This window comes from Rhodococcus sp. KB6 (assembly GCF_001445685.1).
In the GTDB taxonomy this organism is placed as follows: Bacteria; Actinomycetota; Actinomycetes; order Mycobacteriales; family Mycobacteriaceae; genus Rhodococcus_F; species Rhodococcus_F qingshengii.
The window spans coordinates 76,667-83,206 of record NZ_LNAK01000024.1 but is presented as its reverse complement, the minus strand read 5'-3'; the positions used below and the strand labels follow the sequence as shown (position 1 = coordinate 83,206).

General features: G+C 62.7%; 8 protein-coding genes. 4 read left to right on the top strand and 4 right to left on the bottom strand.

What is annotated here, in order from left to right:
• The first annotated feature begins 161 nt into the window (after positions 1 to 161).
• Positions 162 to 473 carry a hypothetical protein gene (locus tag ASU23_RS35280; RefSeq protein ID WP_322943162.1) on the top strand — a complete coding sequence of 104 codons (312 nt, stop codon included), beginning with the start codon at positions 162 to 164 and terminating at the stop codon, positions 471 to 473.
• A gap of 50 nt (positions 474 to 523) precedes the next feature.
• Here the strand turns inward: ASU23_RS35280 and ASU23_RS33885 are convergent, their stop codons facing one another.
• The 4 genes from ASU23_RS33885 to ASU23_RS35270 form a co-directional block, all read right to left on the bottom strand.
• Positions 524 to 1,942 (bottom strand): hypothetical protein, encoded by a 1,419-nt coding sequence (locus tag ASU23_RS33885; protein WP_156423104.1) that lies wholly within the window; start codon positions 1,940 to 1,942, stop codon positions 524 to 526.
• Positions 1,943 to 2,217: 275 nt separating this feature from the next.
• The gene (locus ASU23_RS05585) at positions 2,218 to 2,550 is read right to left on the bottom strand and encodes a helix-turn-helix transcriptional regulator (protein ID WP_058037500.1); all 333 of its coding nucleotides are present in this window, start codon (positions 2,548 to 2,550) and stop codon (positions 2,218 to 2,220) included.
• Positions 2,547 to 3,101 (bottom strand): site-specific integrase, encoded by a 555-nt coding sequence (locus ASU23_RS35275; protein ID WP_306300761.1) that lies wholly within the window; start codon positions 3,099 to 3,101, stop codon positions 2,547 to 2,549. Before ASU23_RS35275 ends, ASU23_RS05585 begins: the two co-directional genes overlap by 4 nt.
• On the bottom strand, positions 3,094 to 3,576 hold the full coding sequence (locus ASU23_RS35270; protein ID WP_306300760.1) for a hypothetical protein: 483 nt from the start codon (positions 3,574 to 3,576) through the stop codon (positions 3,094 to 3,096). Before ASU23_RS35270 ends, ASU23_RS35275 begins: the two co-directional genes overlap by 8 nt.
• Before the next feature lie 54 nt (positions 3,577 to 3,630).
• On the opposite strand from ASU23_RS35270, the gene ASU23_RS05575 reads away from it, so the two are divergent.
• The 3 genes from ASU23_RS05575 to ASU23_RS05565 all read left to right on the top strand — a co-directional run bounded on the left by ASU23_RS05575 (position 3,631) and on the right by ASU23_RS05565 (position 6,524).
• Positions 3,631 to 4,131, top strand: coding sequence for an IS5 family transposase (locus tag ASU23_RS05575; protein ID WP_253741225.1), 501 nt, complete (start codon positions 3,631 to 3,633; stop codon positions 4,129 to 4,131).
• A gap of 94 nt (positions 4,132 to 4,225) precedes the next feature.
• Positions 4,226 to 4,510, top strand: coding sequence for a YciI family protein (locus tag ASU23_RS05570; RefSeq protein WP_058037499.1), 285 nt, complete (start codon positions 4,226 to 4,228; stop codon positions 4,508 to 4,510).
• 1,258 nt (positions 4,511 to 5,768) lie between these two features.
• A complete protein-coding gene (locus ASU23_RS05565; RefSeq protein WP_058037509.1) occupies positions 5,769 to 6,524 on the top strand; it encodes an IclR family transcriptional regulator in 756 nt (251 codons plus the stop codon).
• The last annotated feature ends 16 nt before the right edge of the window (positions 6,525 to 6,540 follow it).

Here is a 6,540-nt window from a genome sequence, read left to right as displayed (position 1 = left end):
GAAGCAACGACTGAATCTTTGACACCCGAACTCGAAACCGCATAACCTACAACACGACTCGTTGATCACGAACCTGATGGTTCACCGATCCGAAGTACACCACTCCATGGGACGCTATCTGTGGTGTTTCCTCGAAACGAGTGCATAGTCGGTACGAACGCATGCTCGCCGATACGGCTATAGCTGGCCGATCGAGTTACGTTGTCTTGCAGGTACGTCGGTTTCTGTGCTCGAACAGCGGCTGTGACCGACGCACATTTGTCGAGCAGATCGACGGACTGACCAAGGCTTATGCACAACTACTCCGCTGCTGCGCGGAATCCTCGAGAAGATCGAGCTGGCGTTGGCTGGACGAGCTGGATCGAGGTTGGCGTCTGCGCTGGGAGTTTCGGTCGGAGTTCTACTCTGTTGCGGCTGGTCCGAGCGTTGCCAGACCCTCCAACCGGCGTGGTGACGGTGCTCGGTATCGATGACTTCGCGCTGCGAAGGCGACATCGGTATGGGACTTCCGAAAGCCTGGAGTTCAGCCAAACTGAAGGAATTCGGCGCGAACTTGAGGACAGGTCGGGCTCGGGAACCGATGATAGTGCGTGGGTTCGCGGTCAACTGTGGAGATCGTGGTGTTCTGCGGGGCTCTCGAGTAGGTGCCGGGCCGCGGCGGCATAGCGGATCGCGGTGCCCGGATTGAATCCGAACACCGCGGTGAGGTGCAGTGGGTCCGGGCCGTGTGTGAGTGATTCTTCGAGTTGACGATCGACGTGCAGACGATCGAGGGTGGCGGTAAGCCCCCAGAATGCCCGGGTGATCCACACTCTGCCACTGTCACACTCAATCGACCGCCCGCACTTCCAGATCCGACCGGGCACGTGCGCACTGCGGTCACGCGGTTGACCAACAGGTGGGGGTTGGCTGTGTTGGGCCAGTGGGTGCGTCGGTAGCTCAGCCAGTCCGTCAGCGCTCGGTAGGTGAGGTCGTCCAAGGGTCGGGATCGGCCGGCGATGGTCAGCCGACGGTCACCGAGGTCGATGTCGTCGAGCAGCAACTCGCCGACGTCCTTGGTGCGGGCAGCGTGGATGGCGGCCAGGGCGACGGCGAGGCGGGTCGCTGGTGTGATCGCCGCGTCGGTGGCCTCGGCGATTTCGTTGTCGTCCAATGGCAGTATGGCGCGGTAGTTGTTCGGTCCAACACGGATGCGCGTGGTCGGGTCGCGGAAGATGATGCCGTTCTTCCGGCAGTGCCTGAAGAGGGACCGCAGGACGCTGAGCGTGTGTCGACGTTTGTTGCCCTGCAAGGTATTCGCGATTGCGAGGATGTCGTTACGGGTGACTTCCCGTAGATGGTCGTAGTAATGCGACCAGCCGAGCAGGATTGGTCGGATCCTGTTGAGGTAGCCCCACACGGTGTTCGGGTCGCGGGGACGCGTTCGTGGCCCGCCGTCGTGGAGTGTGCGGATCCAGTCCTCGACGTCGCGCCGGATGCCGGGGGTGATGCCGTCGAGTTTGCGCTCCAACCACGTGTCGAACGCCAGCACTCGGTCGTCGTCGAGCAGCTCGAGTTCCTTGAGGATATCCGCGACCCGACCGCGATGACGGACCGCGGAAATCAGCTCGGAGTAGCGGATCTTCTCATCACCGGTATGACCGGACAGCACGACGACCAGCGCCTGGTCGACGCCGGCGATGAGTGCGTGCGACCACCCGCGGGCCTCATCGACATCCTGGACGACGCGGCGGCCGCGAATGAGGGTGGGGTTGGCCAGATCCGCGTCCCTCCGGCGATCGAAACGGGTGTAGTCGCGGCGAATATCGAGCGGAAGTTGGAGTTGGGCCCCGGCCCGTATTGGATCTCGAAGCTCGGCACCCATGAGTGTGGGGCGCAGACCCCGCGTTCCGCGCTTGCCTAATCGTTCTCGTCCGGGGATACGGTAATGGTCGCGATGCATACGGGCGAAGAACAGCTGCTGGTAGCGCACCGCACGCAGAAACGGTTCGGAGACTGCAGTTTTCCCGGCGGCTTTGGCATCGGTGAGTGCCTGCAGCCGGCATAAGCGGCAGTAACCTTCCTTGATCGGGACTGTTCTCCGGCAGGCCGTGCAGCGGCCCGATGGATGCAGGTTGCGGAAGGTGTAGCAGGCTCGGCAACAGTAGCCGGGCAGCACACCCCAGGCGAAGCACTCGAAGCAGCTGGACGCCGGCTTGCCCGGTGAGATCCCGCCCATCAGACTGGCGGCAGCGAGCGACCGTCCCTGCGTTTGGGGACCACCGCGGGCCCGCCGGATGAGGCCGCAACGAGCGGACCCTCATGTTCGTGATCGACTGTGCGAGTGACCTTGTCGGGCTCGGGAATGAGTAGTTCACCGACCTCGCAGCCGAGCACGGTGCAGATGACGTCAAGGTCGGCGAGTTTGATGCTGGCCAACGAGTCGGTCGACCACATGCCCGACATTTTCCCGGCACTGATGGCCAGCCCGTGGTCAGCGAGCATGCGCTGCAGCTCGCTGGCCTTCCAGATTCCGCGGTTCGCGGCGGCCAGCCGCAGGTTCCACTTCATGACAGCAGTCCTTCCAGGCGTCGCTCGGCACGCTGTTGGCCGGCGATCCACGCGTCTTCGATATGGGTGCGGTGCACGTGGACGTACTGCATTGTGGTTGCGATCCAGACGTGACCGAGGGCCTGTTGGATCGCGACCAGATCCATGCCGCCCAGGTAGAGCTGGCTGGCACAGAAGTGTCGCAGCACGTGAGGGGTGAGCCTGTCCGGCCAGTCCGGCAAGTGCCTGACCGCTGCCTCCGCCAAGGCGGCGCGGAGCGTCTCGCTGCTGATCCGGGCAGCCGAGCTGTCGGTGTTCTTGCGTTCGGACGGAAACAACGGCGCACTGGGCCGATCGTGATTATCACCGAAATGTCCCCAGACGTCCTCGACATACCAGCACAGGGTGCGCCCGGCATCGTTGATGAGTGGCACCATCCGCTCTCGTGGCCCGCTACCTCGGGACCCTTTCCCTTTGCGGACATGGAGTTTGCCGAAACGGCCGAGATCCCACTTGATGTTGGCCAAGTCGAGGCTGCGGGTCTTGTTGATGCGGATCCCTACGTCAGCCATCAACCGAGCGGCGGCGAAGTTGCGTGCTGTCGGTGCGAACTTTCGGCAGCTGACCAGATCCTGCCGCCAGCCCGCGAACAACCGATGAACCTGCTCTGCGCTGGGCGGAATCCGCAACGATGCCCGTTGTTGACCGCGAGGGGGTTGATTTCGTCGATCGGGCACTCAGCGATGCGGCCAGGGCGTGGATCTCAACCTTGTGACGCAATTCCAGGAAACAGAAGTATGTCTTGAGTGCCTGCGCGCGGGCCAATCGCGTGTTCTTCGCCGACTGCCGCAACACCTTGCCGAAGTACCCGTCCGCATCAGTAGGCCCCATCTCCCACAAGGGGCGTCCGAGCCATGCCCGCACCTGTTCCAGGTTGGCCACGTCGGCGCGAATCGTGCTGTCCGCCAAGCCGGCAGCCGCTCGAGCGAGCACGAACCCGGACAGCACGTCGGTCTCGAACTCAGCGATCTCCTCCCGACTCGCCAATGGCCGCCGCTCGCGCTACGTGATCGGGCGCGGGTCCAGGGCGGTCGACACCCGCTGCCGTCCGCGGCGATCGTCGACTCCCAGTCGGTGCAGGGCGCCGACACGGTGGCCCGGTCGAGCCGAGGATACGACGCGGGCAAGAAAATCAACGGCCGCAAACGTCATATCGCGGTCGACACCAACGGGCTGCTACTGGCGGTCGTGGTAACCATGGCCGGGATTCAGGACCGCGACGGTGCCATCCGGCTGCTGGCCGCGTTGCGTGCCCGATTCTCGACGATCAGCCTGGTGTGGGCGGACGGCGGCTATGCCGGACGGCTGATAGACTGGTCGAAACGGGTTGTGTCCCTGACGGTTCAGGTCGTCAAGCGCACCGACGATGTTAAAGGGTTCAAGGTTCTTCCCCGGCGTTGGGTAGTCGAGCGAACCTTCGCCTGGATCTGTAAACACCGGCGCTGTGTCCGTGACTACGAGACGCGGCCCGACCATCACGAAGCGATGGTCTACATCGCCATGATCGCCACCATGTCACGCCGACTCGCCCGCACGGCGTGACCTATCCCGGAGTTCTCAGACGCGCTCTCAGGTGCGCACTCGATGTGCATGTTCGGAGCCGTTTCATGTCCTTTCCCCCGCTTGAGGAGTAACCATGGCCTTGTTCGCTGTGATCTGGTCGTATACCACCGATGCCTCGGTCAAAGAGGCTGCGCATGCCGAACACCTGACTTTCGTCAAGGATGCCGCTGCCCGAGGCGTGCTGCAGGAGGCCGGCGCCTGGGCCGACGGCGCCGGAGCCCTACTGGTCTTCCAAGCGGTCAGCGAAGACAACTTGCGTTCTCTGCTTGCGGAGGATCCTTACGTCAAGCAGGGTGTGGTCGTAGAGCAGCACATTTACCAATGGAATCCAGTCATAGGCCCTCTCGTCGGCGTCTAACGCCAATGCGGCACGCTCAGTCCCTGGTGGCTCGTTGTTGAAGTATCTTTACGGTTTGCCTTGGTATGTGCTTGGTCGGCGGTGTGGGTCCAGACGAACGGCGCGCAGCGGGTGTTCCATCCGTTGATGAAGGCGCGGACTTGGTGGTCAGCTCCTTGACGGAGCCGCAGGTCCGCGGTGGATGGCCTGCCGTTCGATTATTCCGACCACACCTCCACCAGGTTCATCCACGATGCCGAGGTGGGCGCGAAATGCACATGATACGAGAATTTTCGGCCAGCCACGCCCAGACTTCGGCCTTCTTGTGGGTGGCGTAGTTGTCCATCACTAGATGCAGCTCCCGCTCCGGGTAGGCGCGGGCGGGGTGTTTGAGGAAGAGAAGGAACTCCCGATGGCGATGTCGCGGTTTGCGCAGCCCGGTGACCCTGCCGGTGGCGATGTCCAGGGCGGCGACTCCCCCGAGGACTCCGTCCAGCGAGGTACCCCCCCAGGGTGGAGGTGCCGTGTCGGGTGTAGTCGTGGGTGCGCTGCCCGGGCGAGCCGATCCGCATCGACAGCATCGGCGCGGTCCGGCCCAGGGCCCGAATCTGCGACTTCTTCGTCCACGCACAGCACGATTTCGTTGTCGGTGGATGCCAGTACAGGCCGACGATGTCGAGCACCCAGCTCCGGATCGGTGGAAAACTTTGAACAGAAGTCAAGCCGTGGCAGTAAAGTTCCGTCTTTCCCCATGCAGGGGATTCTCACTGGCACAGCTTTGTTCGCCGCGCATCTGTGCGGCGCGAAAGATGTGACTCTACCAACGCTCTCGACTTGTTCTGTAGTTCCAGCCACAGTCACAGCTGCCAACCCCGTACCCTTCTCGCTCAACAAATGACGTCGGGACCGGGGCGACGGTCATGCCTGCTGACGAAAGCTGGGTTTCAAAGTCTTTGCGGGAAAGACAGATTGGCCCACGGCTGTCGCATGAGTATGTTACGTAGGTCGTGAGTGGAGCGCGGGTGTGCCGGCGAGATCGCTCGTCTATGCCGTGGAGTGTGATTCGACCATTCACCGGAAAATCAGTGTGGAACTCAGTGACGGCTTGAGTTAGTCCTAGTGTTGGACAGGGATATTCGGTGCCCGCCTGCCATCGACTCCAGGATCGGGCGGCGAGATCGACCATCTGTGCCGCCCACCTCCTCGATCCCGCCAGGTTTGTCGCGCCTCTTCCCTCTCGGCGCAAGCTTCGGATTGCTTATATACGTAAATTTATGTGTTGCAATCAGATGACGCCCTCAATGTTCGAGGCCGCAGTCGCCATCGGACCGTGGACCGCATTGCTGCGATTCTCGAGCTCGTGGCCCGATCCCGCACCGGACTCACCTTGAGTGGGATGGCCAAAGAGCTGGACGCGCCGATTAGTTCGACGCAAGGTCTCGTCAACGGTCTCGTTGCGACGGGTTATCTCGAGGAGCACGAGCGACGGTACTCGCTCGGCAGTGCCCCGTATCTACTCAACCGCCTCGCCGGACGGCAGCCAGTCTCGACGGTCACGCACGCCGACCTCGAAGACGTCCACGCGAGTTCCGGCTTGACGACCGTGCTGTCGATCGCCGTCGGTCCGAACATTTTCTACGTCGACTACTGCTCTTCCGACCCGCGGTTCGCGTACCTCGCTGAGAATTACGTGAGGCGATCGCTCATCCGTACCTCCGGCGGCTGGATACTGCTTGCCGGGATGGAGAAGCGCGACCTCTGGGCGTACATCCAAACTCTGCCCGACGAGGATCGCGACACTGTCGAGCGGTTCTTCGCTGCCCTACCGGAGATCGAACAGACCGGAATCTGCGCCTCCCCTAACGAGTCGACCGACGGCGACGGTGTCTCGGTCGCGGTTCTCGAGAACGGCAAGACCGTCGCCGCCGTCGGTGTCATCGCACCTCATACCGTGATCACGAAGGAGCGCGACAGGTTGGTCGCCCTCTTGGAGCAGGGTGCCCGGAGTTGGTCCGATCGCGGCGTACGACCGTAATGCAGCCGATCCGGGA

What these genes read in the sequence shown, in the direction of transcription:
- ASU23_RS05585 (WP_058037500.1), bottom strand. Translation starts at nt 2,550, where the DNA reads ATGAAGTGGAACCTGCGGCTGGCCGCCGCGAACCGCGGAATCTGGAAG.
- ASU23_RS35275 (WP_306300761.1), bottom strand. Translation starts at nt 3,101, where the DNA reads ATGGCTGACGTAGGGATCCGCATCAACAAGACCCGCAGCCTCGACTTG.
- ASU23_RS33885 (WP_156423104.1), bottom strand. Translation starts at nt 1,942, where the DNA reads ATGCATCGCGACCATTACCGTATCCCCGGACGAGAACGATTAGGCAAG.
- ASU23_RS35280 (WP_322943162.1), top strand. Translation starts at nt 162, where the DNA reads ATGCTCGCCGATACGGCTATAGCTGGCCGATCGAGTTACGTTGTCTTG.
- ASU23_RS05570 (WP_058037499.1), top strand. Translation starts at nt 4,226, where the DNA reads ATGGCCTTGTTCGCTGTGATCTGGTCGTATACCACCGATGCCTCGGTC.